At 60.8% G+C, this 26,352-nt stretch carries 30 protein-coding genes; 12 read left to right on the top strand and 18 right to left on the bottom strand.

All coding sequences use genetic code 11. The features are described from left to right. Positions 1 to 2 precede the first annotated feature (2 nt). The 3 genes from ABD112_RS04695 to dnaK are packed head-to-tail and all read right to left on the bottom strand — an operon-like array spanning position 3 to position 3,598. Positions 3 to 983, bottom strand: a complete 981-nt coding sequence (locus ABD112_RS04695; protein WP_343923624.1) for a DnaJ C-terminal domain-containing protein — start codon at positions 981 to 983, stop codon at positions 3 to 5. A gap of 17 nt (positions 984 to 1,000) precedes the next feature. Beyond that, positions 1,001 to 1,723 (bottom strand): nucleotide exchange factor GrpE, encoded by a 723-nt coding sequence (locus ABD112_RS04690; RefSeq protein ID WP_343923622.1) that lies wholly within the window; start codon positions 1,721 to 1,723, stop codon positions 1,001 to 1,003. Further along, entirely contained in the window at positions 1,724 to 3,598 is a 1,875-nt protein-coding gene (gene dnaK, locus ABD112_RS04685) for a molecular chaperone DnaK (RefSeq protein ID WP_343923621.1), read from the bottom strand. Positions 3,599 to 3,772: 174 nt separating this feature from the next. Here dnaK and ABD112_RS04680 point away from each other — a divergent pair, with 174 nt between their 5' ends. Together ABD112_RS04680 and ABD112_RS04675 are read left to right on the top strand one after the other, a co-directional pair. Then, positions 3,773 to 5,230 carry an MFS transporter gene (locus ABD112_RS04680; RefSeq protein WP_343923620.1) on the top strand — a complete coding sequence of 486 codons (1,458 nt, stop codon included), beginning with the start codon at positions 3,773 to 3,775 and terminating at the stop codon, positions 5,228 to 5,230. Positions 5,231 to 5,309: 79 nt separating this feature from the next. Next, on the top strand, positions 5,310 to 5,783 hold the full coding sequence (locus ABD112_RS04675) for a hypothetical protein (protein WP_343923619.1): 474 nt from the start codon (positions 5,310 to 5,312) through the stop codon (positions 5,781 to 5,783). Positions 5,784 to 5,850: 67 nt separating this feature from the next. Here the strand turns inward: ABD112_RS04675 and ABD112_RS04670 are convergent, their stop codons facing one another. Genes ABD112_RS04670 through ABD112_RS04650 form a run of 5 tightly spaced genes read right to left on the bottom strand, consistent with a single transcriptional unit; the run spans position 5,851 to position 9,862 of the window. Beyond that, positions 5,851 to 6,708, bottom strand: coding sequence for a prenyltransferase (locus ABD112_RS04670; RefSeq protein ID WP_343923617.1), 858 nt, complete (start codon positions 6,706 to 6,708; stop codon positions 5,851 to 5,853). Then, positions 6,701 to 7,063, bottom strand: coding sequence for a lycopene cyclase domain-containing protein (locus ABD112_RS04665; protein WP_343923615.1), 363 nt, complete (start codon positions 7,061 to 7,063; stop codon positions 6,701 to 6,703). Before ABD112_RS04665 ends, ABD112_RS04670 begins: the two co-directional genes overlap by 8 nt. After that, complete coding sequence (locus tag ABD112_RS04660) at positions 7,060 to 7,419, bottom strand: lycopene cyclase domain-containing protein (protein WP_343923613.1); 360 nt, start codon at positions 7,417 to 7,419, stop codon at positions 7,060 to 7,062. Before ABD112_RS04660 ends, ABD112_RS04665 begins: the two co-directional genes overlap by 4 nt. Beyond that, a complete protein-coding gene (crtI, locus tag ABD112_RS04655; protein WP_343923611.1) occupies positions 7,416 to 8,999 on the bottom strand; it encodes a phytoene desaturase family protein in 1,584 nt (527 codons plus the stop codon). Before crtI ends, ABD112_RS04660 begins: the two co-directional genes overlap by 4 nt. Next, positions 8,996 to 9,862, bottom strand: coding sequence for a phytoene/squalene synthase family protein (locus ABD112_RS04650; RefSeq protein WP_343923609.1), 867 nt, complete (start codon positions 9,860 to 9,862; stop codon positions 8,996 to 8,998). The genes crtI and ABD112_RS04650 overlap by 4 nt, the downstream gene beginning before the upstream one ends. A 106-nt stretch (positions 9,863 to 9,968) precedes the next feature. Between ABD112_RS04650 and idi the strand changes: the two genes are divergently transcribed. Then, positions 9,969 to 10,493, top strand: coding sequence for an isopentenyl-diphosphate Delta-isomerase (gene idi, locus ABD112_RS04645; protein WP_343923607.1), 525 nt, complete (start codon positions 9,969 to 9,971; stop codon positions 10,491 to 10,493). Here idi and dcd read toward each other — a convergent pair. Beyond that, positions 10,490 to 11,095 (bottom strand): dCTP deaminase, encoded by a 606-nt coding sequence (gene dcd, locus ABD112_RS04640; RefSeq protein ID WP_343923606.1) that lies wholly within the window; start codon positions 11,093 to 11,095, stop codon positions 10,490 to 10,492. The two genes, idi and dcd, sit on opposite strands and share 4 nt — an antisense overlap. A 72-nt stretch (positions 11,096 to 11,167) precedes the next feature. Here dcd and ABD112_RS04635 point away from each other — a divergent pair, with 72 nt between their 5' ends. After that, positions 11,168 to 11,740 carry a PadR family transcriptional regulator gene (locus ABD112_RS04635; RefSeq protein ID WP_343923605.1) on the top strand — a complete coding sequence of 191 codons (573 nt, stop codon included), beginning with the start codon at positions 11,168 to 11,170 and terminating at the stop codon, positions 11,738 to 11,740. Here the strand turns inward: ABD112_RS04635 and ABD112_RS04630 are convergent. After that, positions 11,737 to 12,108 carry a hypothetical protein gene (locus ABD112_RS04630; RefSeq protein ID WP_343923604.1) on the bottom strand — a complete coding sequence of 124 codons (372 nt, stop codon included), beginning with the start codon at positions 12,106 to 12,108 and terminating at the stop codon, positions 11,737 to 11,739. The genes ABD112_RS04635 and ABD112_RS04630 overlap by 4 nt on opposite strands. Before the next feature lie 25 nt (positions 12,109 to 12,133). Between ABD112_RS04630 and ABD112_RS04625 the strand changes: the two genes are divergently transcribed. Continuing rightward, positions 12,134 to 12,418 carry a hypothetical protein gene (locus ABD112_RS04625; protein ID WP_343923602.1) on the top strand — a complete coding sequence of 95 codons (285 nt, stop codon included), beginning with the start codon at positions 12,134 to 12,136 and terminating at the stop codon, positions 12,416 to 12,418. An 85-nt stretch (positions 12,419 to 12,503) separates the two neighbouring features. On the opposite strand, the gene ABD112_RS04620 is transcribed toward ABD112_RS04625, so the two are convergent. The 3 genes from ABD112_RS04620 to ABD112_RS04610 all read right to left on the bottom strand — a co-directional run bounded on the left by ABD112_RS04620 (position 12,504) and on the right by ABD112_RS04610 (position 14,704). Then, entirely contained in the window at positions 12,504 to 13,199 is a 696-nt protein-coding gene (locus ABD112_RS04620) for a Crp/Fnr family transcriptional regulator (protein ID WP_343923600.1), read from the bottom strand. Positions 13,200 to 13,296: 97 nt separating this feature from the next. Next, on the bottom strand, positions 13,297 to 13,929 hold the full coding sequence (locus tag ABD112_RS04615; RefSeq protein WP_343923598.1) for a class I SAM-dependent methyltransferase: 633 nt from the start codon (positions 13,927 to 13,929) through the stop codon (positions 13,297 to 13,299). Positions 13,930 to 13,942: 13 nt separating this feature from the next. Continuing rightward, positions 13,943 to 14,704, bottom strand: a complete 762-nt coding sequence (locus tag ABD112_RS04610; protein WP_343923596.1) for a flavodoxin family protein — start codon at positions 14,702 to 14,704, stop codon at positions 13,943 to 13,945. A gap of 118 nt (positions 14,705 to 14,822) precedes the next feature. Here ABD112_RS04610 and ABD112_RS04605 point away from each other — a divergent pair, with 118 nt between their 5' ends. Next, complete coding sequence (locus tag ABD112_RS04605) at positions 14,823 to 16,262, top strand: dihydrolipoyl dehydrogenase family protein (protein WP_343923595.1); 1,440 nt, start codon at positions 14,823 to 14,825, stop codon at positions 16,260 to 16,262. Between the two features lie 2 nt (positions 16,263 to 16,264). Here ABD112_RS04605 and ABD112_RS04600 read toward each other — a convergent pair whose 3' ends face one another. Continuing rightward, positions 16,265 to 16,906 carry a CDP-alcohol phosphatidyltransferase family protein gene (locus ABD112_RS04600; protein ID WP_343923593.1) on the bottom strand — a complete coding sequence of 214 codons (642 nt, stop codon included), beginning with the start codon at positions 16,904 to 16,906 and terminating at the stop codon, positions 16,265 to 16,267. Continuing rightward, positions 16,903 to 17,598 carry a TVP38/TMEM64 family protein gene (locus tag ABD112_RS04595; protein ID WP_343923592.1) on the bottom strand — a complete coding sequence of 232 codons (696 nt, stop codon included), beginning with the start codon at positions 17,596 to 17,598 and terminating at the stop codon, positions 16,903 to 16,905. Before ABD112_RS04595 ends, ABD112_RS04600 begins: the two co-directional genes overlap by 4 nt. 148 nt (positions 17,599 to 17,746) lie before the next feature. Here ABD112_RS04595 and ABD112_RS04590 point away from each other — a divergent pair, with 148 nt between their 5' ends. The 5 genes from ABD112_RS04590 to mgrA are packed head-to-tail and all read left to right on the top strand — an operon-like array spanning position 17,747 to position 22,953. Continuing rightward, on the top strand, positions 17,747 to 19,027 hold the full coding sequence (locus ABD112_RS04590; protein WP_343923591.1) for an ABC transporter substrate-binding protein: 1,281 nt from the start codon (positions 17,747 to 17,749) through the stop codon (positions 19,025 to 19,027). Next, complete coding sequence (locus ABD112_RS04585; RefSeq protein ID WP_343923590.1) at positions 19,024 to 19,884, top strand: ABC transporter permease; 861 nt, start codon at positions 19,024 to 19,026, stop codon at positions 19,882 to 19,884. Before ABD112_RS04590 ends, ABD112_RS04585 begins: the two co-directional genes overlap by 4 nt. Then, positions 19,881 to 20,765, top strand: a complete 885-nt coding sequence (locus tag ABD112_RS04580; protein WP_343923588.1) for an ABC transporter permease — start codon at positions 19,881 to 19,883, stop codon at positions 20,763 to 20,765. The genes ABD112_RS04585 and ABD112_RS04580 overlap by 4 nt, the downstream gene beginning before the upstream one ends. Continuing rightward, on the top strand, positions 20,765 to 21,886 hold the full coding sequence (locus ABD112_RS04575; protein ID WP_343923586.1) for an ABC transporter ATP-binding protein: 1,122 nt from the start codon (positions 20,765 to 20,767) through the stop codon (positions 21,884 to 21,886). The genes ABD112_RS04580 and ABD112_RS04575 overlap by 1 nt, the downstream gene beginning before the upstream one ends. Before the next feature lie 38 nt (positions 21,887 to 21,924). Continuing rightward, positions 21,925 to 22,953 (top strand): L-glyceraldehyde 3-phosphate reductase, encoded by a 1,029-nt coding sequence (gene mgrA, locus ABD112_RS04570; RefSeq protein ID WP_343923584.1) that lies wholly within the window; start codon positions 21,925 to 21,927, stop codon positions 22,951 to 22,953. A 39-nt stretch (positions 22,954 to 22,992) separates the two neighbouring features. Here mgrA and ABD112_RS04565 read toward each other — a convergent pair whose 3' ends face one another. Beyond that, a complete protein-coding gene (locus ABD112_RS04565) occupies positions 22,993 to 23,166 on the bottom strand; it encodes a hypothetical protein (protein WP_343923583.1) in 174 nt (57 codons plus the stop codon). 294 nt (positions 23,167 to 23,460) lie between these two features. Here ABD112_RS04565 and ABD112_RS04560 point away from each other — a divergent pair, with 294 nt between their 5' ends. Further along, a complete protein-coding gene (locus ABD112_RS04560; protein WP_343923581.1) occupies positions 23,461 to 24,489 on the top strand; it encodes a DUF3179 domain-containing protein in 1,029 nt (342 codons plus the stop codon). A 32-nt stretch (positions 24,490 to 24,521) separates the two neighbouring features. Here ABD112_RS04560 and ABD112_RS04555 read toward each other — a convergent pair whose 3' ends face one another. Continuing rightward, positions 24,522 to 25,508 carry a carbon-nitrogen hydrolase family protein gene (locus tag ABD112_RS04555; protein ID WP_343923579.1) on the bottom strand — a complete coding sequence of 329 codons (987 nt, stop codon included), beginning with the start codon at positions 25,506 to 25,508 and terminating at the stop codon, positions 24,522 to 24,524. Next, positions 25,495 to 26,349: a nitrilase family protein gene (locus tag ABD112_RS04550; RefSeq protein ID WP_343923577.1), complete on the bottom strand. Its 855-nt coding sequence runs from the start codon at positions 26,347 to 26,349 to the stop codon at positions 25,495 to 25,497. Before ABD112_RS04550 ends, ABD112_RS04555 begins: the two co-directional genes overlap by 14 nt. Positions 26,350 to 26,352: the final 3 nt, after the last annotated feature.

Here is a 26,352-nt window from a genome sequence, read left to right as displayed (position 1 = left end):
TGTTAACTCCTGGCTTTGGCAATCAGGTCATCCCGCGGGTTTTCTACGGGCATTGCTTTCGCAAAGGCTTCGAGGTGTTCGAGTGCGGCTTCCGGGATGCGGTTAGGCACCGCCACTTGCACTTCGGCAAGCAGGTCCCCGGTTGCTTTTGTCGTGGCCACCCCTCGGCCCTTTACTCGCAATACTCGTCCGCTTGGCGTTCCCGCCGCAACCTTGAGTTTCACTGGGGCACCGCTCAAGGTGGGAACCTCGATGGTGGCGCCGAGCACAGCTTCCGCAAACGTCACCGGAACAACGACCCGCAGGTTGTTGCCCTCGCGTTCGAATACCGGATGCTTACGAACCGCCACGGTCAGCACCAGATCGCCTGGTTCCCCACCGTTCGGGCTCGGCTCACCCTTTGCCTTGAGGCGGATCTTCTGACCGTCGCTGACTCCCGCAGGAATCTTGACGTTCATGGGACGACCGCCCGCGGGCTGCAGTTTGATCGTTTCGCCGTTTATCGCTGTAACGAAATCGAGCGTGGTATTTGCCGCTAGATCGCGACCCTTCGCAGGACCACCACGGAACCCAGCAGGTCCGCCGCCGCCAGCGGGGCCACCGAACATGCCACCGAGGAGATCCTCGAAGCTTGCGCTCGACTGGCCGCCACCGTACCGCTGGCCGCCACCGCCACCAGCGCCGAACATGCCACCAAAGACATCCTCGAAGCCGCCGGATTGGCCGCCCGCTTGAAAGCGAGCGCCCGAGCCCATGGCGCGAACCTGATCGTATTCCTTGCGCTGTTCCGCATCAGAAAGCACGGAATGTGCTTCGCTGATTTCTTTGAAGCGGGACTCTGCTTTCGGATCTCCCGGATTGGAGTCCGGATGAAACTGACGCGCGAGTTTGCGATAGGTCTTCTTCAAATCGGCCTCCGAGACGTCCTTCGACACCCCGAGCACCTTATAGAAGTCCTTATCGAACCAATCTTGGCTAGCCACTACACGCCACCCCCGACCTACTCAGTAGGGCCGGAGACAGCAACCTTCGCGGCACGAACAACGCGCTCACCAAGAATGTAGCCAGGCTCGATCACATCAGCGATCGTGTTTTCGGTTGCCTCCGGGTCGCTCAAGTGAACAACAGCTTCGTGAAAGGCGGGATCGAACAGTTCGCCCTTCTCACCAATTCTGCGCAAACCGAAGCGCTCGAAGCTGGAGTTGATCTTCTGTGCGACCAATGCCAAGGGACTGCCATCGATGATGTCGCCATGCTTGTCTGCACGATCAAGATCGTCAAGAGCAGGCAACAGCGACCGAATAACGTCGGCGATAACAGCCTCACGATTGGCAACCCGATCGCGCTCAACGCGAGTGCGGAAGTTCACCAATTCGGCCTGAGCGCGCAACATTTGGTCACGCATGTCAGACACAAGATCGCGGCTAGCGTCGTCGAGCAGTCGCTGATCTTCGGCGCTCAGCTCGTTCTCACCAGTCTCGTCAGCACGTGCTTCGGGGTCGGCATTCGTCGCGGACTCGTCGGACTGCTCGTCGTCAATAGACGCCTCGACAGTCTCGTCAGCAGCATCCGCACTTTCAGCGGGCTGCCCCTCGGCTGCCGCAGATTCCTCCGCGGCAGCCGAGCTGGCCGCACGAACGTCGCCGGTTTCCGGATCAACGCGACGTTTGTCGCGAATCACCGGCTCCTTGGGATCGTCGTGGTCTTTGTTTTTGCCTGACATCTACTTGTTGTCCGTGTCCGCGGCTGGCTCGTCGTCGTCAACCACTTCAGCGTCAACGATGTCCTCGTCAGAGTTCTCGTCGGCGGAAGCCTCGGCGCCATCTGCAGCAGCCTCAGGGTTTTCTTCTTGGTGCTTGTAGATTGCTTCGCCGAGCTTCTGCTGGCTCTCGGTCAGCTTGTCGAATGCGGTCTTTACGGCCTCTTCGTCATCGCTAGCCAGTGCCGTGTTGAGCGCGTCAACGTCGGCCTGAACCTCAGTCTTGACCTCTTCTGGCAACTTCTCAGCGTTGTCGGTGATGAGCTTTCCGGTGGAGTAGGCAAGCTGCTCAGCATTGTTGCGAACCTCTGCGGCCTCGCGACGTGCCTTGTCTTCTGCAGCGTGCTCTTCACCTTCGCGCACCATGCGCTCGATGTCATCCTTCGACAGGCTTGAACCGCCCGTGATGACCATCGACTGCTCCTTGCCGGTGCCCTTGTCCTTTGCGGACACGTGCACGATGCCGTTGGCGTCGATGTCGAAGGTGACCTCAACCTGCGGAATTCCGCGAGGTGCCGGCGCGATGCCGGTGAGCTCGAAGGTTCCGAGGTTCTTGTTGTCGCGAGTGAACTCACGCTCACCCTGGAAGACCTGAATCGACACGGAAGGCTGGTTGTCATCCGCCGTGGTGAAGGTTTCGCTTCGCTTGGTCGGGATGGCGGTGTTGCGGTCGATGAGCTTGGTCATCATTCCGCCCTTGGTCTCGATACCGAGGCTCAACGGGGTGACGTCAATGAGCAGAACGTCCTTGCGCTCGCCCTTGAGTACACCAGCCTGGAGCGCTGCACCAACGGCAACAACCTCATCAGGGTTGACGCCCTTGTTTGGCTCCTTGCCACCAGTGAGCTTCTTGACGAGCTCAACAACAGCAGGCATACGGGTCGATCCACCAACGAGCACTACGTGCGCTACGTCGGCAAGCTTGACGCCTGCCTCTTTGATGACGTCGTTGAACGGCTTTGCTACGCGCTCAAGCAGGTCTGAGGTGAGCTCTTCGAACTTGGCGCGTGAAAGCGTCTCGTCGAGGTTGGCTGGGCCATTCTCGGTCAGCGAGAGGTACGGAAGCTGGATGCTTGTCGACATCTGCGAGGAGAGTTCTTTCTTGGCCTGCTCGGCAGCTTCCTTGAGGCGCTGCTTTGCGATCTTGTCGCCAGAAACGTCAACACCGGTCGAGTCCTTGAAGCGCTGGATCAGGTAGTCAACGACGCGGGCATCCCAGTCGTCACCACCGAGGCGGTTGTCACCCGAGGTGGACTTGACCTGAATGGTGGAGAAGTCGTCGTCTTTGCCCACTTCGAGCAGTGAGACGTCGAACGTTCCGCCACCGAGGTCGAACACGAGAATTAGTTCGTCTTCTTTACCCTTGTCGAGGCCGTAGGCGAGTGCGGCAGCGGTGGGCTCGTTGATGATGCGCAGAACGTTGAGGCCAGCGATCTCACCGGCTTCCTTCGTTGCCTGACGCTCAGCGTCGTTGAAATATGCGGGAACCGTGATTACTGCGTCGGTGACATCTTCACCCAGGTACTGCTCGGCGTCGCGCTTGAGCTTGGCAAGCGTGCGGGCCGAAATTTCCTGCGGTGTGTAGTTCTTGTCGTCGATCTCCACCTTCCAGTCAGTACCAATGTGGCGCTTGACGGATGCGATGGTGCGGTCAACGTTAGTGACGGCTTGGCGCTTTGCGGTTTCACCAACGAGGACTTCGCCATCCTTGGTGAATGCGACGACGGATGGCGTAGTGCGCATTCCTTCGGCGTTTGCGATAACGGTGGGTTCTCCACCTTCGAGTACGGCAACCACTGAGTTTGTGGTTCCGAGGTCAATACCTACTGCTCGAGCCATGTGCTCTTACTCCTTTAAGCGTTTGAGTGTGCGAACTTGAGTCGCTTAGTATCAAGTTTCCACCTCCGCGGAGCGAGAGTCAAGCTGCGTAGCTGAAAGTTGAGTGTGTATGACTCAAGTGTGGAGTTGGAGTCATTGCAACAAATGTTTGCCGCGCACCACTAACCTGTTCGCATGACGGACAAGACTCCCGACAACGACCGCCCCGGCCCACCCGCCGTGCCTCGCATCAGCCGCACCCGCGCGATTGGCACAGTAGGCCAGGGCCTCCTCGGCAATACCGATATCCCTAAGAGTCGCGTTCGCGCGTGGGCGCTGTGGGATTGGGGCTCGGCAGCATTCAACGCCGTCGTCACCACATTCGTCTTCAGCACCTACCTCGCCAGTGATCTATTCATTGACCCAGAGATTCTTGCGGCCGCGGGTGACGACACTAAGAACCCGGCACTGGTGCTTGCACAAGCAGGCAATACAACAGTGATCTCGAGTGCCCTCCTCATCGCAGGGGCCCTCGTGGCCGTGCTCGCACCAATCCTGGGTCAACGATCGGATGGGTCTGGTCGCCGCAAGCTGTGGCTCGCCATCAACACTGGCCTCGTTGTTGTCGCGATGGCCGCGATGTTCTTCATCCTCCCAGTGCCCTCCTACCTCTACCTCGGCGCCGCACTGCTAGCTGCCGGCAACATCTTCTTCGAATTTGCCAGCGTCAACTACAACGCGATGCTGGTTCAGGTCTCTACGCCCAAGACCGTTGGCCGCGTCTCAGGCTTCGGTTGGGGTATGGGCTATGTCGGCGGAATCGTTTTGCTGATCATCCTGCTGGTCTTGTTCATTCAGAACTTTGGAAGCGAAACCGGCAATGGTCTACTCAATGTGCCGTTCGGTAGCGACGGCGGCGCTCTCGATGTGCGCTACGCGATTCTTGCCTCGGCGGCCTGGTTCGCGATCTTCGCGATTCCCGTGCTAATCGCGGTACCAGAGATTTCTGCTGGTGCCCGCGAAAACCGGGTTAGTTTTTTCGGAAGCTATGCGAAATTGTTTGGCACGATCAAGGCTTTGGCCCAGAAGAGCCCGCAAGTGCTCATGTTCCTTCTGGCCAGTGCCGTCTTTCGGGACGGGCTCGCCGCCGTATTCACCTTCGGCGCCATCATTGCAGCGCAGGTGTTTGGCTTTAGCCCAAGCGAAGTCATCTACTTCGCCGTGGCCGCAAACCTCGTCGCAGGAATCGGCACATTTGTCGGCGGCTGGCTCGATGACAAGCTCGGTGCCAAGAATGTGATCATCGGATCACTCGTCGGTCTCGTGATTGCCGGACTCGCAGTACTCTTCGTGGGCGACCTTAAGACTGGGTTCTGGATTGCTGGCCTGTTCCTCACTCTCTTCGTCGGGCCAGTGCAGGCGGCGAGTCGGAGCTTTCTCGCCCGCATTACGCCTCCGGGGCGAGAGGGCGAGATCTTTGGGCTTTACGCCACCACCGGTCGAGCAGTCAGCTTCTTGGCCCCCGGCCTCTTTACCCTCTTTGTGTTCCTGACCGGGGACACCCGCTTTGGCATCATCGGCATCGTGATCGTGTTGCTGACCGGACTCGGCCTCATGATCCCCGTCAAAGCAAAGCAGTCAGTGATCGACTAGCCCCCAGTTGGTGGGGGTGAAGCGCGCCACTCGCGTTTCGCCACCACCCTGCGTTTGGCTTCAGGAGTAATGTCGGTTCATGGACACGCAACAGCCCATCAGCTACTGGGTAAAGCTCGTTGACCGGCTCATCGACGGTCTATTCGCCACCACCCTCGAAGAACACGGCCTCACCAGAAGGCAGTGGCAACTGCTGAACGTGCTGTCAAAAGGTGCGGCAGGAGTCGAACGGCTCGACATCGAGATTGCGCCGTTCCTCACTCCCGCGAGCGCCACAGTTCCGCCAGCTCAAGGCGCACACACGAGTTCGCTTGAGTCGTTGACCGAGCTCCTCGAGAGCGACTGGCTCACGACAGACGGGGTGCTCTACGATCTCACCGATCGCGGGCGCGGAGTTGTTGAACGCCTCACTGTTGTGATCGCCAATGAGCGCAAGAAAGCGACTGCAGGTGTGACAGCCGAGCAATACGCGACGACTGTCACCGTGCTTGAGGCCATGGCGCTCAACCTTAACCCTGAGGGCGCAGCAGGACCGCCAACTGCAGCTCCATAGCAACGCCCGCGCTGGTCGGCCATGAGCTGTCGGTAGCGGTTGCTAATCCGGGTTTGAGCGCAGTCGGCTAGCGGATCAACGCCCACCAGATAAGCAGCATGGTCACGAAGAATCCGGTGACGAAATTGAGGGCCAAGAATTTTCTCCAGCCCCGGTTGGCTGACTCTGCTGTGGCATCCGTGATGTTCCAGAATGGCGCGCACATCGCGATGTACGGCAGCACCAGAATTGCCGCGAGCGGGCCGGGCCAGTCGGAGAAGAGCAAGAGCAGGCCGCCAGCGAGGTAGGCGTACACCGCGAACCGAGTCGTTGCCCGAGCCCCGATAACTGTCGCAATTGAAGAGATTTCGGCGGCACGATCGGCCAGAACATCCTGCACCGCTCCGAACGCGTGCGAGGCGATTCCCCACAGGAAGAACGCCGCGAGGATCGCCCACAGTTGCGGCGTGAACACCGCCCCCGCCAATACAAGCGCATAGATTGTTGGGGAGACGAAGTGGGTGCTCGAGGTGAGTGAATCGAGGAACGGGCGTTCCTTAAAGCGCAGCCCCTTCACTGAATAGGCAACCACAGCAAACATGCTGACGAGCAGCACGAACCAAGACAGCGGGTTACCCACGGCCACGAGATACACGAGGAACGGGAGCGTCGTGACTGAAGCGGCGATGAGCGTTGGCCGGTGCATCCGCGGGGCAAGCAAGGCACCTTCAACCCCACCCTTGCGCGGGTTGCGCAGGTCGGACTCGTAGTCGAAGACATCGTTGATGCCGTACATCGCCAAGTTGTAGGGCACAAGGAAGAAGATCGTTCCCAGCACAAGCGTGAGATCGATGGCGCCGGTCGTGAGGTAGTACGCGGCGGCAAAGGGAAAGGCGGTGTTGACCCAGCTGAGTGGACGCGACGAGAGCAGCAGATCCTTAAGCATTAGTGCCTCCCGGTGGGTTGCTAATGTCGGCGGCGGTGCGGGTGTCGGCATCCACCGAGACGCTGTGCGAGCCCAGCAACGCCCACAAGCACGGAAGGGCAACGACGGCCGCGAGCGCATAAGCAAAATCTTCGAGCGGGGCAACGCCGACGAAGGCACCGCTGATGGCATCCGCGTTGTAGCCGACAAGGCCGACCGAAATCATGACGTTGTCGAAGACGGCGGTCATGATCAGAAGGATGCCCGCAGTGATCGCAATGGCTCGCCAGCGAGGTGTGCGATGGGTGGCCACAGCGGCAACGGCCAGCGCCACAACGATTGCCAAAAACACCGCGTTCAGGAGCCAGTACGTCATGCGGGACCCGCTTCGATACGCGGAGCAGTGCCCTTGCCGCTGCGGGCACCAGAACGCGCGCGGGCGAGAGCGCCGTAAACGTTCATCGTGAGATAGCAGAGCAGCGTGAGAAAGAAGACTTCTTCTAGAGGAACCTCAGGGGCGATAAGCAGACCGGTCATGAAATCGGTTTCTCCACGGAAGAAGATACCAAGGCCCACCCCGAAGAAGTCCCAGACGAGAAAGAACAGCACCCCTGCGACCAGCACGACTGTTGCACGGCGAGCATCCTGCCAGAAAAACAGCGTGAAGCGCCGATCGAGCACCACCATGCCGGTGAGCGAGATCAGCAGCGCCACTAGGTAGAGAACGATCACGGCTGCGCCCGCGGTTGAGACTGAGACTGCGGGGCGAGCGGCTCGGGAAGGGGGCCGGGAGAGGTGTCGCCACGCAATCGCTTGACGAGCACTTCGGCGCTGATGAGACACATCGGAAGCCCGATGCCCGGAATGGTCGAGCCGCCAACATAGTAGAGACCGTCGACCTTCTTGCTCATGTTGCCCGCGCGGAAGAACGCACTCTGTTTGAGAGTGTGTGCCGGGCCGAGTGCTGTGCCGCGCCAGGCGTTCAGGTCGTCGGCAAAGTCGCCGGGGCCGACCGTGCGGCGCACCGTCACGCGGTCTGCAAAGTCGGGGATGCCCGTCCAATCGCCAATTTGAGCGATGACCTTATCGGCGAGCACTTCGATTCGGGTGTCACCGTCGCCATCAACCTCACCGCGACCGATGCGAGGGTCGGCCGGGATCGGGACCAAAACGAAGACGTTCTCGAAGCCATCCGGAGCAACATTCGGGTCAACACCGCTGGGCTTACAGATGTAGAGCGAGGCAGGCTCGGGCACCGTCGGGTTGTCGCCGAAGATTGCTTCGAAGCCCTCTTGCCAATCCTTCATGAACAGCAGCGTGTGATGTTGGAGCTCAGGCAGTTCTCCCTCAACGCCAAGGTACAAGAGCAAGGCGCTGGGGCCGGGGATCTTCTGCTCCCAATACGACGCCGGATAGGTCTGTTCCTCGGGGGCGAGCATCGTGGTTTCGGTGTAGTGAAGGTCTGCAGCAGAGACCACAATGTCGGCGTCGACGAACTGAATCGCGCCGTGGGCGTCGACGTATTCGACTCCGGTCGCAACGCCATTGGCGGTCACGATACGGGTGACCTTCGCACTCGTGCGGATCTCGACTCCGGCATCCGAAGCAATCTCGGCAATGCTCTCGATCACCCGTGTGAAACCACCCATGGGGTAGAGCACGCCATCGGCCAGATCAAGGTGACTCATGAGGTGATACATGCTGGGCGTGAGGTACGGCGATGACCCGAGGAACACGGCCGGGTAGCCCAAAACCTTGCGCAGCCGATCATCCTTAACCGTGCGCGCAACAAGCCCCGAGAGCGGTTCAATGAGCAAACGGATGAAGCGGGCTGCCTTAGCGAGCACCGCCTTCGTCGCGCTCGTGCGAAGGTCTGCGAACGTCGTGTACAGAAAGTACTGCTTAGCCAGTTCGTACGTTTCTTCCGCCGACTTCAGGTACTTCTGCAGGCGCACGGCTGAGCCAGGCTCGATCCTCTCAAACAGGGCGAGGTTCTCTTCGAGGTCGGTCGAAATGTCAATGGGGTCGGCTTCGCCCTCGAAATACACCCGGTAACCAGGATCGAGGGTTACAAGGGAGAGCTGTTCGGCCGCACTCGTGCCCATGAGCTTGTAGAAGTGGTCGAAAACCTCGGGCATCAAATACCAGGAGGGGCCGGTATCAAACCGGAAACCATCGTGCTGCCACGAACCCGCACGACCACCCACCGCAGGCAAACCCTCGAGGAGTGTGACCGTGTGGCCCTCCTTCGCCAGCAAAGCAGCGCTCGCCAGCCCGGCGATACCTCCACCAATAACGACAACGTCACTCATTTTCGAGGACCAACCCCAATCGCGGCAGCCGCAGCCAACCGCAGTTTCACAACGTTAGGAACGCGCACACGAGTGCGAACCAATTCACTAGCCGTAGTCGCCCGGATGCGCTTCGAGAGCTGAGCAAAAAGGGCGTGCGCAAGCGCAACAGCCTTCTTGCTGCTCGCGGGAAGTTCTGAGCCGATTGCGGCATCCCGCAAATCGTTGTCGAGGTCATCGAGCAGGCGAATCTTCTCCTCTTCGGTGAAGGTCGCGACATCGATGCCGGGGAAGTAGCTTCGGCCAAGTGTCTCGAAATCGTCGGCAAGGTCCCGCAAAAAGTTGACCTTCTGGAAGGCAGCGCCCAAAGCGCGTGCGCCGTGCTTGAGCTTGGCGCGCTGTTCGTCGCTGACGTCATGTCCGTGCAAGAACGCGCACAGACACATGAGCCCTACAACCTCGGCTGAGCCATAGACGTAGCGCTCGAAACTCGACTGGTCGTGCACCTTCTGGCTAAGATCCATGCGCATCGACTCAAAGAATGGCGCGGTCAGCTCGGCGCCGAATGACACCTCGCGGGCGGTTAAGGCGAAAGCGTGAACGATGAGGTTCGAACTGAATCCCTGATCCATCGCGTTTTCGGTCTCGCGTTCAAGTTCATTAAGTTGACGGGTGACGGAAACTAGGTCGAGGCCCGCCTCCTCGGCACCGCCATCAACGATCTCGTCAGCGATGCGCACCAGCGCATAGATGTTCTCAACGTGCTGACGAACATCCACCCCCAACAGTCGCGAGGCAGCAGAAAATGAGGTGGAGTAGCTGCGGATGACGATGCTCGCTGCATCTTCAGCGACACGATCATAAATTTTGAGTCTGGTGCTCACGCGCGCCGACTTTCAAGCTGCCAGCACACATTGGTTAGGCTGTATTCACGGCGACACAGCGCGTGCGACGTTCCGAATCTATCCACCTAGGCAGACTATCGCGATCATGAGTGAAATCCCTGAGCAGGTCGTGCTTCTCTCTGACACGGGAGAGCACATTGGCGTCGCGGACAAGGCCCTCGTGCACACGACAGACACGGCACTTCATCTCGCGTTCTCGTGCCACGTCTACAACGCTGACGGCCAGGTGTTGGTCACGCGGCGTGCGCTCTCGAAACTCACCTGGCCTGGCGTATGGACCAACTCGTTCTGCGGGCATCCGGCCCCCGGCGAAGACATGGCCGCCGCGATCATCCGTCGCGCCAAGCATGAACTCGGAATCACCATCAGCGACGTGCAGCTCGTGCTGCCCGATTTTCGCTACCGCGCCGTCGACTCATCGGGCATCGTCGAAAACGAGATCTGCCCCGTCTATCGTGCAGTGACTGCGGATAACGCCGCCCCCAACGCCGACGAGGTCGCCGAATTCGAGTGGGTTGACCCGCAATCGCTGCGCTCGGCTGTGTCTGCAACGCCGTTCGCGTTTAGCCCGTGGCTGGGCTGGCAGTTGGAGCAGCTGAACGAGAACTAGCCCCCGATTGAACCGGCGTCGTTTGCACGCACGTCGGTGTGGTGGAAGTTCTGAAAGCTGCGGCTTGCCGTAGGCCCACGCTGGCCCTGGTAGCGCGAACCGTACTGGCCCGAACCGTAGGGCGACTCGACGGGTGAGCTTGTGCGAATAAAGCACAGCTGCCCAATTTTCATACCTGGCCAGAGCTTGATTGGCAGAGTCGCGACGTTGCTGAGCTCGAGCGTGACGTGACCCGAGAATCCGGGATCAACGAAACCTGCGGTGGAGTGGGTGAGCAACCCGAGGCGCCCGAGCGAGCTTTTTCCCTCAAGGCGGGCGGCGACGTCATCAGGCAAAGTCACGAGCTCGAAGGTGGAACCGAGCACGAACTCGCCGGGGTGAAGAATGAATGGCTGGTCGGCATCCACTTCCATGAGGTGAGTGAGATCGGGCTGGTCGACTGCCGGGTCAATGAAAGGGTACTTGTGATTGTCGAAGAGGCGGAAGAAGCGGTCAAGGCGCACATCAACACTCGACGGCTGCACCATCTCCAGATCGAGAGGCTCTAGTCCAATGCGACCAGAGTTGAGTTCGGCCCGGATGTCGCGATCACTGAGAAGCATGGCCTAAGACTAGCGAGTCGATGGGTCTCGCGAGACGCCCCATCCACGAACAATTGCCTTAAGATTGAAGGCATGTCGGCGACAACTCGGTTGGTCGTGCTCGGTGCTGTGCATCAGTTTCAGCCCGTGCATGGCTACTTTCTGCGCCGCGAGCTTATGACGTGGCACATCGATAAGTGGGCCAACATTCAGCCCGGCTCCGTCTACAACGCGCTACGTTCACTCATGAACGATGGCTTCCTTGCCGAGAACGGCACCGAAACTGCCGGTAACCGACCTGAACGCACCACCTATCGCATAACTGATGCAGGTGAAGTCGAGTTGTTGCGGATGCTGCGCGACACGCTCTGGAACGTCGAAGTGTTCGACACCACACCCGTGATGGTGCTCACTTCGTTTATGTACGCCCTGCAGCGCGAGGAAGTTCTTGCCGGGTTGCTTCACCGGGTGAGCGAAATTGATGCGCGAATCGCCAGCAACACGTACCGCATTGGGGATCTTGCGGCCTCGACGTCTACACCACGCTATGTGCGTGAAGTTTTCGAGCTCGCCACTGCGCGGCTGCACGGGGAGCAACAGTGGGCCAGAGACGTGAGCGAGCGCATCCGGGCCGGCGACTACATTTTTGCCGGTGAAGAACGCTAGTAGCTGCGCGTGGGGTTTGCTGTGCGGATCTCGTCGAGTGCTCGGTCAGCGATATCGGTGGTGAAGTCGAGGCTCGTGCCGGTGACAGAGATCCAGAGGTCGCCAACTAGGTAGTGAGTGGTAGCAATAGTGCCGATCTTATTTTCGGCAGAAAGTTCGAGAGCGGTGGCCCCGCCGCTAGTGGCACCGAGGTAACCGGAGGAGAGCAGGGCCGCTTTGAGGTTGGCTGCATCCGTGTCATTGATATCGGCAATCGTGAGGCTGAAAAAGCCGTCGGAGTTGGGAATACCCCAAATACAATTCTTCGTGATTGAGGCGTCGGAAATTGCAGTCTCAACCTCGGAGAGTTCATCGCCAATGATGGGCACCGAATCCGTGTCGCCAAGTACCTCCGTGGCAGGCGAGAACAAGCTTTTGGCGGTGGTCAGCGGCAGGAGAGTCTCGCAGCCAGGGATGATCAGCGGCTCAGGCGTGGGCAACGGAGAAGAGCTGGCTGACGATGACGCACTAGGGGTGCTCGATGGGCTCGGCGATGCGCCACCCGTGCCTGAAGGAACACAGCCGGCGAGCGCAACAGTAAGCAGGACCGCGGATGCCGCGGCAGCAGTTGTTCGCGCACGCCCACCCGTCACCATCGCTGAGTTTCTTTCGCTGCGACCGTTCATGCCTGAAGCGTAGCCCCGCCCAGTCTCCCGCGGAAGAGAGTAGTTCCTACTCTGGAGAGCTCCGCTGACGAACGTCAGCAGTTGTGCGTGAGGCTAGCTCACCCAGACTGACGTGCGAGCTGAGCAAGAGCATCCACGTCTTGAATGATGATTCGTGCACGCCCCTGCCGGATGATGCCGCGGCTTGCCAGATCTGCCATTGCTTTGCTCGTCGATTCACGCGTCGCACCCAGGAGCCCTGCGAGCTGGTCGTGGCTGAGTCGAATTGTCGGATTCGCGAAACGGGGCGTACGTGCTGCTTCGGCCAGACGCAGCAGCGTGCTGCACACGCGCGATTGCAGCGGTCGCAGCGCAAGGTCGGTGAGCCGTTCTTCTAGGCGAACAACCTGCTCACCGAGGTGGCGCGAAATGCGGATCGCGATGCGGGGGTCCGCCAGCAGATACCGCTCGACATCGGCGGTGTTCATGAGGCAGAGATCAACGTTGTCGATGGCTTCTGCATAGTTGTCGTACATGCGTTGCCCGACCATCATCATTTCGCCGAACACTGCGCCAGGCTCGAGAATGGCCATCGTCAAAGCTTTGCCATCTTCGGTGACCCGAAAAATGCGGATGCGGCCCTTCTTGAGAATGAAGAGTGCGGTGACCGGCTGGCTCTGGCTGAACACCATCTCGCCCAAAGCGTAGGAGCGCGACGGAGCCATCCGATCCATGGCAAGAATTTCTTCTGGCGAGAGATCCGCGAAAAGGTCAACCTCGCTCAAGCAGCTAAACGCACCGTCATCTGTAGCCATCAGCGGTTCCGAATCCCTTCGCTGCGGCGACCATGGGCGATCACTGCCCAATGGGGCGGATGTCACCTGCTCGCCGCACGAATCCATCATGACATGCTCACTTGAGTGTTCCCGTGACAGCCTGAATGTGGCCACCACGACGACTGGTCTGCTTCACATTGTTCGCTCGCTGCGTCAGCCACTCCCACGGGTGCGCTTCAATATCGGCACCGCCCATTGCGCACGCCAGACGGGCAAGGGGAGTAAAGATTGCCGCAGCCCCAACTGGCCGCTGCATGTCAACAATGCCCACGCGGCCACCGGGAACCAGCAGTCGCGTGGCCCTCTCAAGCACAGTGGGGTGATTGCCCATCACGCTGAGTGCGTACGCCGAGAACACTGCGTCAATCTGCGGGGTCGCACCCTCATCCGCGAGGTCTTCCGCCGAGAGCTTTGTGGCATCCGCCTGGACCACCCGCACGTTTGTCCAGCCATTGCGCACCGCACGCTTCGCCGCTACCTGCAACATCTGAGCGCTCGCATCCACACCAATCACGTGCCCAGGAGGACCAACCGCATTCACCAGCAACTCAAAACTCAGCCCAGTGCCGCATCCGAGATCAAGAACGGTGTCTCCGGCGCGCAAGCCCATAAGTTCGATGCCGGCCACTCGGCCTGCACGGTACACAGCCCATTCACCCGAGAGTGCGTCATAAAATCGCGTACCGAAGCGGTACTTCTTCCATGCCATCCCGCGTCGCCCTCTAGCGGTATTCGGGGTTGGCATCGAAACCGAAGCGCTCACCGGCGTTCCAGTCTTTGCGAGAGTTTCCATAAGCGGGGATGCCGCCAGCATTCTTCAGGATCGACGCCAGATGCATCAGGTTCCACGACATGAATGTGGTGTTGCGGTTGGTGAAGTCGTTTTCTGGACCCCCAGAACCCTCGTCGAGGTAGCTCGGGCCGGGCCCGATCGCGCCAAGCCAGCCAGCGTCTGCTGCCGGTGGGATCACAAAACCCACGTGCTGCATGCTATACAAGACCGACATTGCCGAGTGCTTCACACCATCCTCGTTGCCGGTGAAGATCGCACCGCCGACCTTGCCGTAATAGACGTACTGGCCCTTCTCGTTGAACTCGCCGCTCATGGCGTACAGACGCTCAATGAGCATCCGTGTCACCGAAGAGTTATCGCCCAACCAGATTGGTCCGCCGATGACCAAGATGTCGGCAGCTTCGATCAACGGCCACACTTCGTCGAGCCACGCATCCGTCGCCCAGCCGTGCTCCCGCATATCGGGATACACACCGAGGGCAATGTCGTGGTCGATCAGTCGAAGGCTGTCCACGTGCACGCCGGCGCCACGCATGAGGCGGATGCTCGTATCCATCAATCCCTGCGTGTGGCTCACCTCGGGGCTCTTCTTCAACGTGCAGTTGATGTAGACGGCCTTGAGCCCGCCATAGGACGGAGCAGCGGAGGCCGCGTCGGAGGGAGCAGAATTCGCAGAGATATCGGTAGCCATGCCCAGATGGTACGCGCCACCGACCGATGACAACTGTGATCTGTCGTACGGTTTGCAGGCCCATCCGCTGATAGACATAACTTGGGCGCTTGCCCGCGCCCGAAAGGAAATAGACAGTATGACCGCAGAGTGGGACCTCATCGTCATTGGATCCGGCAGCGCCGGCCTTGTGGCCAGCCGAACAGCCGCACGATTCGGCGCCCGCGTGCTGCTGGTCGAACGACACCGTCTCGGCGGGGATTGCCTCTGGACCGGATGCGTGCCATCCAAATCGTTGATTGCTGCCGCACACGCGGCGCACGTTGCTCGCACCTCCGAACGGTTTGGCGTTTCGACGGAGAATCTCACCGTCGACTTCGCCCGCGCCATGGGTCACGTGCGTGAGGCCGTAGACACGATTGCCCCGCACGACTCCGCCGAAGCCCTCGCGGAACTTGGCGTTGAGGTTCTGCACGGAGATGCCCGCTTCACCGGGCGCAACTCGCTCGAAATCGACGGCACGCCTCACACGTTCACGCAGGCCGTAATCGCCACCGGCACAGAGCCCCGACTGCCTCAGTTCGCTGGCACGGACACTGTCGACATGCTCACCAGCGACAGCATTTGGGAACTCGACGAACTGCCGAGAAACCTCGTTGTGCTCGGCGGCGGTGCGATCGGCAGCGAACTCGGTCAGGCGATGGCACGCCTCGGCTCTGACGTGACCATCGTCAACCGCAGCACACGAATCCTGCCCAGCGAAGACGAACGCTCAAGCGCCATCCTGCAAGCCTCCTTCGGACGCGACGGAATCACCGTGCTCCATGGCCGCAGCGCAGCCGAAGTAGTTTCCCACGACGGTCTGGCCGGTGAGCTCGTTCTTGACGATGGCACCCGTCTGCCCTTCGACCGCCTGCTTGCCGCAATCGGACGATCCACCCGACTCGGCGCCCTCGCCCCAGAACTGGCCGGCGTCAACATCACCAAAGACGGCTACATTGACGTGGATGCCTCGTTGCGCACCTCAAACAAACGGATTTGGTCGGCCGGAGATGCGGCCGGGCTGCCCAAGTTCAGCCACGTTGCCGGCGTCAGCGGAAGTGTGGCCGCAACCAACGCCATCCTGGGTCTGCGCCGCACGTTCAACGAACACGTCGTGCCCCGCGTCACCTTCACCTCGCCCGAAATTGCCGCAGTCGGCATGGCACCACAGGATGCCGTGAAGGGCAAACACCGCGTCTTCACGTCAGAGCACGCCTCGACCGACCGTGCCATTGCCGAAGCCGAAGAAGACGGCTTTGCCCAGATCGTGGTCGACTCCCGCGGTCGTGTGCTTGGCGGCATCATCGTCGGGCCGCGCGCAGGTGAAAGCCTTGGCGAGCTGAGCGTAGCCGTGAGCGCAAAACTCTCCACCAGTGTGCTCGCCGGTGCCACCCACGCCTACCCGACATTCACCGATGCGCTCTGGAACGCGACAATTGCCGATGTGCAGCACCGATTGCAGCACGGAATCGTGAAGTCCGGCATCCAATTGCTCGCACGTATACGACGGGCAACTCTCGGTGGACGCGGGCGTTAGCGCTAACGCAGCAGCCGGTAGCCGACGATCATTCGCTGGATCGCGCTCACAAACACAACCACGCTCCACACGAGCGCGATCTGCCAGGCGAAGAACGGCAGCAGCAGCCACAGTGAGTGCACGAGAACTGTTTCACCACCCTCCGCGATACGACCGAGGAAGAACAGCGAACGGTTGTCAGCATCAGAACTGGTGCGGCCTGTGCGCTCGGCGATTGACGAGAACGCAAGAAAAGCGGCGCCGTTCAGGTAGTAGCTGAACATGACGAGAAGGAACGGCCACCACGGTGCCGAGAAAGCTGCGGTCGCACCAATTGCCAGCCCCAAGACTGTGGCACCGTAGACCGCGAAGTCGGCCACAATATCGAGAAAGCCGCCCGCTTGACTGGCATTCGCGGCGCGAGGAGTCGATGCTGCTGCTCGTCGGCGGGCGAGGGTGCCGTCAAGACCGTCAAGCACTCGCGAGAGAATCCACGTGATGAGGGCAAGCGTCCAGCACTGCGTCGCAGCAAGCACTGCGCTGCCCAGCCCAGCCATGAGGCCCACCATCGTGAGCCGGTCAGGCGTGATCCAAGAAACGTCCACAGCGGCGGCGAGCGCGTTGAGCGGTTTGGAGAGAACTCGACGCAACTGCACGTCCATCATGGTTCGAGCTGCTCCGGGGTCGGCTCAGAGGTTGTCTGGTGTGAGGCTGTCTGCTCTTTGCGCAATCGGTATGCTGCGACAATTCCACCGATAGTCAGAACGCCGAGCGCACCAAGCGCAATGAAGAATCCGCCATTGAGCTCGGCCCCATAGGCGCCGACAGCAACATACGCAACCGTTCCCGGGATGATCCCGATGACCGTGCCGAGGGCATAATCCCGAACACGCACCGCGGTAAGGCCCGCCGCATAGTTAATGACCGTGAATGGGAGCAGCGGAATAAGACGCACCCCGATCACGGAGAGCAGACCCCGCCGCCGCAACATCTCGTCAACAGCCCGTACTCGTGCGCCGGTGAACCGTTCGACCGCGTCACGGCCAAGGAGTCTCCCAAGAACGAAGGCGAGCGCTGCACCAAGAAGGGCGCCGAGCAGCACGAGACCAACCCCCGACGGTAAGCCCCACACGACGCCGGCCGCAATGCTGATGACGTTCTTCGGAACGGGGGCGAGAGTGATCAGGGCATAACCAACCACGAAACCTGTCGCGCCCAGAATGCCCGCGCTCTCGGTCCACGAATGGATCTGTTCCAGGGAGGGAAGCTGAATGGTAAGCGCTACAACTACAACTGCGAGGAAAAAAACGACGAGCACGCCGGCTCGCCACAGGGTTGCCGCGCGAGTCTTGTTCATTGGACCAATGCTACGTCCGCGACCGCTACTGCGTATGTGATGTGGCTTACTGAGCGCGGCGGCCCGTCGCCGTAGCGTTGGCATGCGCTGCACAGGAGTACTGCCCGCTGCGACCGAACGCCCCCCTCGACCCCCAAGGAGCACTCGAGTGCTGACCCGGACACCCTTCCGCCGTGCAACCAATCGGCCTGCCCGTCGCCAGATCATTCCTGCCCTTGCCACTCTCGCTGTCAGCGCTCTCGCATTGACAGCGTGCACGGCGCCAGCTGCCAGCACAGAGGGTCCCGAATTCTCTGACTGGGCGGCCGTTCACGAAGCCGCGCAGGGTCAGACCGTGAAGCTCTGGATGTGGGGCGGCGACGATCAAGGAAATGCCTACGTCGATGATGTTCTGGCTCCCGCTGCCGCCGAGCAGGGAGTCACTCTAGAGCGGGTTCCGATCGCCGACACGAAGGATGCCCTGAACCGGGTGTTTACCGAGTTGCAGGCTGGGCGCACCACCGATGGCGCCGTCGACCTCGTGTGGATCAATGGCGACAACTTTCGCACCGGCAAGCAGGCAAATGCGTGGCTGTGCGATTGGACGGGACTGCTGCCGAACATGAGCGCGGTCTCAGAAACCGACCCGCTGCTCACGAAAGACTTTGGCACCCCGGTCGATGGCTGCGAGGCTCCGTGGCACAAGGCGCAATTCTCCTTCGTCTATAACTCGGCCACGGTGCCCAACCCCCCGACCACTATCGAGGGCATCCTCGACTGGGCCGAAGCTAACCCTGGCCGGTTCACCTACCCCGCTGCTCCAGATTTCACTGGTTCAGCATTCTTGCGAGAGGTGCTCTACAGCGTCTCTGGTGGTCACGAAAATGTTCCGTCGCTCTATAGCGATGAGGCTTTCGCTGAGCTTTCGCCCGCCCTCTATGAGCGACTCGACCAGCTCGCTCCCTCCTTGTGGCGCGACGGCACGACCTACCCGGCAACGTCTGAACAGTTGACCAAGCTGTATGCCGACGGCGAGATCGACATGATGATGACGTACGGCCCGGCGACCCTCACGGCTCTCGTCGAGAACGGCACCCTTCCCGAGACGACGCGAGTATTGACCGTCGACGACGGAACGTTAGGCAATGCCAGCTTCTTCGGCATCCCCAGCATCTCCGGCAATATCGCCGGGGCAATGGTTGTTGCCAATGAGGCGCTGTCAGTCGAGCAACAGCTCGCCAAGGCAGATCCCGCAGTGTGGGGCCAGTTCACGGTGCTGGATGTGGATGCGCTTTCCGCCGCTGATCGCGCGCTCTTTGATGCTTTGCCGCGGTCGCCGGTTGTTCCGAGCTTCGATGTTCTCTCCCGCAATGCGAACCCCGAGCTGTCAGCCGAGTGGGTGCCAGCGCTCGATGACGGATGGCGCACCCGCATCGCCGCTCGCCAATGACCGTGCTGCAGCCACGGCCGCGACGTCGACGGTTGCGCGCCACTCTGCTCGTTCTTCCTGCCCTCATCCCTGTCGTAATCGTCGTGATTGGCGGTGTCGGCACGACGGTCGTGCAGAGTCTGGGGCTGATGCCTCTCGTCGGTTCGCCAGCGCTGAGTGTCGCGGCGTTTGAGGGGAGCGACGACCTACTCGGCTCGGCGCTGCTCTCGCTCGGCATCGCCGTCGTTTCTACCGCGATTGCCGCTGTCGTTGGATTCTTCACCGCGGTGCTCATCATTTCGGGCAACTGGGGTGGCCGCATCGTGGGTGCGCTTGGCGCTGCTGCTGTGACGGTGCCGCACCTCGTGGGCGCAGCAAGCGTGGGTCTTCTGCTCTCAGACTCCGGCGTTCTCGCCCGACTGCTTGGCGTTGCTCCGGAGGCGTGGCCTGCGCTTGTCGCCGGGCCCACCTGGTTTGCCGTGATTGCCGAATACGCGTGGAAAGAGTCCGCCTTTGTGGCGCTCATCATCGTCGGCACGCTTGCTACCCGCATCACCTCCTATGACGAGACTGCTGCCGTTCTGGGTGCCCACCGCTCTGCGAGATTGCGCCTCGTTCTCTTTCCGCTGGCCGCCCCCTCGCTGCTGGTGGCATCCACCATCGCTTTCGCGTACACGCTCGGCTCGTATGAGGTTGCGTGGTTACTGGGCAAGACCTACCCGGAACCGTTGTCGGTAATGGCACTGCGCCTGTTCAACTCGGCAAGCCTCACCGCACGGCCCGAAGCTGCCGCGGTCGCGGTCATTACGCTGCTGCTCACGGGCGCAATTATTGCTGTCGCCATGCTCGGGATCCGCCGGATGCGAGCGTGGCAATGAGTATTTCCACCACCAGCGTTGATCTCGATCGTGCGCGGAAGAACCAGCACCAACGGCGGATGCCCGGAGATCCCGGTCGCCCTCTGTCTCAATCGTGTGGGGCTGCCTGTGCCGCCCGAATCGTGTCCACGGTATTCGTATCGTTGTGGTTCGCGCTCCCCTTCCTGCCGCTCGTTTTGTGGTCGTTCGCCGACCAGTGGATGCACCCGCATGCACTTCCGACGGCAACCGGCAACGAAGGGCTCACGGCGGCGCTCGCCAACGGCGGAGTTGCAGCCTTCGGCGACTCTCTCGTGCTGTCGCTCGTCGTGGCAGCGATCGCTACGCCGCTCGGTGCGATGGCCGCCCGCGCACTAGCTCGGGGTCAGGTGCGCTTCGAGAAAGCGATCACGGTGCTGCTGTTTTCTCCCGTGATGCTGCCGCCATTTGCGGCAGTTCTCGGCGTCAACATTGTGTTGTTGCGGGCGTGGGTGCCACCAGCCGTCGGCGTCGTCTTGGTGCTCGTGGCAATTGCGATTCCGTACACAACGTTCTCGATGCGCGCCGCCTATGCCACCTACGACAATGGTTTCGATGAGGCAGCACGCACGCTCGGCGCAAGCTCCCGCCTGACCCTGTGGCGCATCCACCTCCCGCTCATCGCTCCAGCGCTGGCACGATCAGCGTTTCTAGCGTTCTTGGTGGGGTGGAGTGATTACCTCGTCACCCTGGTGGTGGGAGGTGGCGAACTCGTGACACTGCCGCTGATCATTGCCTCAAGTGCATCCGGAATCGGCAACGAGTCGAGTGTTGCGGTGCTGTCGTTGTCTGCTGTTATTCCGCCGCTGATTCTGCTTGGCGTTTTGTCTCGCACCCGCAATCTGAACCCAGGGAGACAGTGATGACCGCTGAATTGATGACCTCTGCGATAACGCTCACGGCCGTCACCAAGAGCTATTCGACGGTTGCGCCGGCTGCTCTTCAGGACGTGAACCTCGATATTTTGCCCGGTACAAGCACCGCCATCGTGGGGCCGAGCGGTTCGGGCAAGAGCACGATCCTGCGGATCATCGCCGGGCTCGAGGATGCCAACGGCGGCCGGGTGCGGTTGGCCGGCCGCGATGTCACCGACCTTCTTCCGGAGCAGCGGGGTATCTCGATGGTATTCCAACGCCCGCTGCTGTTTCCGCATCTCACCGTGCTCGACAACGTGGCATTTGCCGATCGCGCCGCTGGCCTAGGGCGCGCGCAAGCTCGGGAACGAGCCCGCGAACACCTTGACATGGTGCAGATGTCCACGTTCGCTTCCCGGTCGCCCCACTCTCTGTCTGGTGGCCAGCAGCAACGGATCGCTGTGGCCCGCGCTCTCGCCGCGAAGCCGTCGGTTCTTCTGCTCGATGAGCCCTTCAGCGCGCTCGATCCTGGGCTCAAGGATGAGATGCACGCGATGATCGCGGACATTCGGGCGGCCGTGAACCCGACAATCCTGTTTGTCACCCACGACCGCGATGAGGCGAGTGCGATGGCCGAGCGGATCGTCGTCTTGGAGAACGGTCAGCTCCTGCAACACGACACTGTTGATCATGTCTTCCACCGTCCGGCATCACTCGCAGTTGCTCGACTGCTCGGCGGAAAGAATGCGTTCGCTGGCGTCATCGAGGAAGGCGTGCATCACTCCGGACTCGGACCCATTGCGGTCACGAGCGAGCTCCCTTCCGGCCCCGCGACTCTCGTCTTCCGGCACGAGGCGGTGACTGTTGCGTTGCAGCAATCTGGTAATGATGTGGATGCTGGAGCACCCGCTACTGGCAATGCTGGCGTTACGGTGTGCCAGACATCCGGCGCAAGCCAACTCAGCGGTGTGGTGACGTCGATCGCGCGTCGTGGCCCACGTTGCGAAGTTGTCGTTCGGGTCGGAGACGCCGAGGTTCACACCGAAGCCACCCCCAGGCAGCCGATCACCGTCGGCAACAACGTCACCGTAAATTTGCCCTGCGAGGCGCTCTGGGTTGTGCCGGAGTAGGGCGGCGACGGCCAGGCGAGCTGTGGGAGCATGAGCACATGGTCTATGTCGCTGATGAATCCCGCTACGAACCGATGCCCTACCGCCGAGTGGGTCGCAGTGGCCTGAAACTGCCCGCGGTTTCGCTCGGACTGTGGCAGAACTTTGGCGATGACAAGCCGATCGAAAACCAGCGCGCCATTCTTCGGCGAGCCTTCGACCTCGGAGTAACGCACTTCGATCTCGCCAACAACTACGGGCCGCCCGCGGGCTCTGCGGAGTCAAACTTCGGCCAGATCCTTCGTGAAGACTTTCTGCCGTACCGCGATGAGATGATCATCTCGAGCAAGGCCGGCTACGACATGTGGCCGGGACCCTATGGCGTTATGGGCTCGCGCAAATACTTGCTCGCAAGCCTCGATCAGTCGCTGAAGCGACTCGGCCTCGATTACGTCGACATCTTCTACTCCCACCGCGCAGACCCTGACACTCCGCTTGAAGAAACGATGGGCGCGCTGCACACTGCGGTGACGTCTGGCCGCGCCCTCTATGCGGGCATCTCAAGCTACTCGCCCGAACTCACGCGAGAAGCTGTGCGAATCATGCGCGAGCTCGGCACCCCGCTGGTCATCCACCAGCCCTCGTACTCAATGTTCAACCGCTGGGTCGAAGACGGACTGCTCGACACCGTCGACGAACTCGGCTTGGGCATTATTGCCTTCTCGCCGCTCGCCCAAGGGTTGTTGACTGACCGCTACCTCGGAGAAATCCCCGCCGACTCGCGCGCAGCCAAGGGTGGCTCGCTCAAGTCGGAAATGATCAACGACGAGACCCTCACTCGCGTGAAAGCGCTCAACGATATTGCCGCCGGTCGCGGACAGTCGCTCGCGCAACTCGCGATCTCGTGGGCGCTTCGCAACAACCGTGTCACGTCCGCCCTCATCGGTGCTTCGAGTGTCGGCCAGCTTGAGCAGAATCTCGCCGCTGTGCAGAACCTCGAATTCGAGCCTGCCGAGTTGGCAGCAATTGACGAACACGCCAAGGATGCCGACATCAACCTGTGGGCGGCCTCGAGCGCTGTTTCCTAGCCTGCTCGGTGGATCGGCGGCGGATCTTAGCGCGCTGTTCTAGGGGCGGCGGCGCTTCCGGTTGTTCTTGGAGGCCGACTTTGTGCGGCGCTTCGCCGTTTCGTCGAAACGCATCGGGTCGCCGTTGCCGCCACCAGATGTTTGTAGAAACAGCTGGGCAAGATTGGCAACCTCTCCACCGACTCGATACAAGAACAGCGTGATCTTCGACATGAGTGCAACTCTAGTTCACGGTTTTACTGTAACGGTCACACTGCGTTTGGGCCTTTTCGCGCTGCGGTCGATGCCCCTCGCCCGTGGTTACCAGAGCAACGTTCAACACTAGTTTCCTACTCATAACGTTGGCTTTCCACTCATAACGTTAGCTTCCTACTCATAGGCTGCTCGGGCCGCGAACTGCACTTCTGGCACTTTGCGCCACTGTGCCCTACGTCACAGACAGATGGGTTCACGCCGGCCTAGTCTTGGCGCACCGAGCGCGAATTACGCCAGGACGGGAGCCAGACCATGAAGAAGCGAACTGCCGTAATCGTGATCGCTGCGGTCGTCGTTGCCGCCGTGATCGCTGCGATCTCCCTGAGCGCGCTGAACAACTCTGCGCCGGCACCCGGGGCATCGCCAGCAGCATCCGGTCCCGTGTCGGGCACGGTAGAGATTCCCAACTTCCTGCAGCAAAGTTTCCCCAGCACTGACTGGTCGCAGGCCGACCCGGCAATCAGCCAGGCCCTCAGCGGCGGGCCGCCAAAAGACGGCATCCCGGCGATCGATGAACCCCAGTTCGAGCCAGTAGCAAGCTTCGAGCATCCGGATGAGGTGCAAGCAATCTTGGTTCAGGGCGAAACCGAAACCAAGGCTTACCCCTACAACATTCTCGTTTGGCACGAGATCGTCAATGACACGATTGATGGTTCGCCCATTTCGGTCACCTTCTGCCCACTCTGCGGAAGTGCCGCCGTCTTCGACAGCGTGCTTCCCGGCGGGGAAACCACCACATTCGGGGTCAGCGGTGGACTGTTGGAAAGCAACATGATCATGTTTGATCGCAACACCGAAACCCTGTGGCAGCAGAGCACCGGAAAGGCGCTCGCTGGCGAGCACTACCCGAACCAGCTCGAGTTGCACAGCTTTCAACTTCTCAGCGTCGGCGAGATCAAAGACCGGTATCCGGATGCCGCAATCCTGAGCGAAGACACCGGATACTCCCGCGGCTACGACAACAACCCGTACGCCGGCTACGACGACAGCGAAAGCTTCTACTTCGCACCGAGCCGAATCGACGACCGGTATCCATCGAAAATGATCTTCGTCGCGTTCACCGTCGGCGACACCCATGTGGCTGCCCCGTGGCTGCAACTGGAAGACGGCCGCAGCTACGAGACGATCGTCGATGGTCAGGAAGTCACCCTTGAGAAGAATGGCGGCGAGCTGCAGATTGTCGGACCCGACGCCGTCGAAATCCCGTTCTATTTCGAGATGTGGTTCAGCTGGGCCGTGCAGAATGACGACGGCCAGGTCTTCGACCCCGAGGCAGAGTAGCGGCGACGACGGCACCGCTCAACGAACGAGACTTAGTCGATGAATTGAACCCCACCCAGCTGCCGACGGCGATCAACGTTGAGCGTCAGCACGTCGGGGCGCGAATAGTGGCCAGCAACATCGAGATCGTGACTGTGGGCATTCCGTGCGCTCAAGTCGAGCGTTGCAATGATGGTGCGAGCTTCACCCACAACGGGCTCGACAACCCAGGACCCGTCGGGACCAGCCACGCCAGAACCGCCATCGAAGAGAACGCCGTGCTCAGGAGCATCCGGTCCAACACCCTGTCGGTAGGCATCGAGAAGTTCGGCGGGCACATCGTCGGTCGTCAAATACTGGCCGGCACAGACTACAAAGCAGCGGCCCTCGAACGCATAGGTGCGCGACGCCAGGTGGTGCATTTCGGGAACATCTGGCCACGCCGCAATGTGGATCTGCTCATCCTGCGCATGCAATGCCTGACGCGCCAATGGGTTCCAGTGCTCCCAACACACGAGCCCGCTCACACGGCCGGCGGGAGTGTCGACAACCCGCAGACCCGCGCCATCCCCGGCGCCCCACACGATGCGTTCGGTATGGGTCGGCGTGAGCTTGCGGTGCAAATTTAGTGTCTCGCCATCAGGGCCAATAGTGATGAGTGAGTTGTAGAGCGTGCCCGACTCGCGGCCAGCGCGCTCATTCAACCCCATCACGACAGTCACCGCATTGCTGCGGGCAGCCTCCCGAAGTGGCTCCAGATCGTCGTCGCCCGAACCCGGTTCGCCAACGACCGGGCTCTGCTCCAATAGCTTGCCGTACCAGCCTTGGGCGATCTCGTCGCGCCATCCGGCCAACCCAAACACCCATGCCGGGTAGCAGGTCAGCCACGTTTCGGGAAAGACCACCAGGTGGGCGCCGTGCTCTGCAGCATCCGCAATGTGCTTCACCGCACGAGTGAGCGACTCCTCAAGATCAAGAACAGCAGGCGGGTGTTGGATGATCGCAACAGTCGTCGCGGTCACAGAACTATGCGGTGCCATGGGCTCGCCTTTCGGCTTTGAAGTAGAGTTCGGGGCGGCGATCGGCATGAACATCGTTGAGTTCGCTGATCGTCTTATTGCGGGCGTCACTCAGATCGACGTGCGCGATGTGCAGCCCAGCCACGCCAAGCCCGAGCGTTGTGAGGGGGAAGCCGTCGGCATCCACAATCACGCTGCCGCCGAGCCAGTCCTGCCCTCGTTCACGCCCGGCACGGTCTGTTGCAGCAACAAACATGCGGTTAGTTGCCGCAGCAGCCTGAACCTTGACGACCTCGATGGGCCGCTCACCCTCTGGAGCGGGATACAGCGGCCAATTCACGGGGCAACACAACAGATCTGCGCCCTCTAACGCCACTGTGCGTACCCACTCCGGAAACTCAAGGTCATAACAAACCATCACGCCGATGCGGCCAACCGCAGTATCAACCACAGGTGGCACACCCGAGCCAGGCGTAAATAGATCAGCTTTTTCTGTGTTCCAGAGATGCGCTTTGCGATAGCACGCACGCACCCCAGACGCATCGACGAGAACAGCAGAGTTGTAAATCTTGCCGTCGCGCCCGGCCTCGGCGAACCCGCCGACGATAATCAGGTCACGCTCTGCGGCGAGCGCCGCCCACTCGCCGACGGTGGGGCCGTCTACTGGTTCAGCTGCAGCACGCAGTTCGTCAATGTCGGTGAACATGTAGCCCGTGTTTGCGAGCTCCGGCAGCACAACTACCTGAACACCAGCATCCGCAGCCCGGATTATGGAAGAGCGCAATGACTGACGGTTTGCCTCGACATCGCCGACCACCAGAGTTACTTGGCAGCTTGCGACGGTCACCATGTTGTTAGTCATTGC

The organism is Rhodoglobus aureus (assembly GCF_039527955.1).
Lineage (GTDB): Bacteria > Actinomycetota > Actinomycetes > Actinomycetales > Microbacteriaceae > Rhodoglobus > Rhodoglobus aureus.
The sequence above is the reverse complement of the archived record's forward strand: the minus strand, read 5'-3'. Positions and strand labels throughout refer to the sequence as shown.